1 protein-coding gene is annotated in these 643 nt (G+C 53.2%); it reads right to left on the bottom strand.

Going from position 1 to position 643, the window contains the following annotated elements:
* Positions 1-394, bottom strand: a 394-nt coding sequence (locus HMPREF0298_RS12495) for a hypothetical protein (protein ID WP_040423171.1), incomplete at its 3' end; no start/stop codon positions are given.
* Between the last annotated feature and the right edge of the window lie 249 nt (positions 395-643).

Below are 643 nucleotides of genomic sequence, written 5' to 3'. Positions count from 1 at the left end.
TAGGGGTGATTCGCCCCGTGCCACGGTCGTATTGCAAACCCTCGTCAGCGCAATCTCGTTCGAGTTCTTCTACCCACCCGTCGTATTCGGAAAAGCCCACCACCCAGGTTCCGTCGTATTGCTCCATTTCGACCGCTCGCGCTCGCTGCGTAACTCGACTTAACGCTTTCAATCCATCTATGGCACGGCGCTTATCTTTCCAGTCGATAGAAGTAGACCAAGCCGTAAACATTGCTTGCGGGGTGTCAGGTCGTTCTCCTGGAGCGTGCTTGATCGTCAAACCGCTTCTCTGGAACGCACGTTCCACGTCGGAAGTGGACACAAACTTGCTTATTTCGTAGACCAACCCGCGAATGTTGGAACTAATGTAGTTTCCCTGGTGGTCTTGCATCATGCTAGGAGCATTCTCCTTGTCTGAGGGGCAGCACTTTTGGGGTGATGCGGTGTTGCTAATCCCTCTAGGTGGTGCCCTGTTGTCAAGGCGCGGTCAGGTACGCGGTTGAATACTACTAGTGTTGAGCACCCCAATAAGAGGGGTACTCTTTGGATTTCCAGACGGTCTTCTTTTAATCCACGTTCGCGCAGGTCATCGCATACTACCTGGGCTCGACGGGAAATGGAGAGGGGTTTTCGTGGGAAACGT

The organism is Corynebacterium lipophiloflavum DSM 44291 (genome assembly GCF_000159635.1).
In the GTDB taxonomy this organism is placed as follows: domain Bacteria; phylum Actinomycetota; class Actinomycetes; order Mycobacteriales; family Mycobacteriaceae; genus Corynebacterium; species Corynebacterium lipophiloflavum.
The sequence above is the reverse complement of the archived record's forward strand: the minus strand, read 5'-3'. Positions and strand labels throughout refer to the sequence as shown.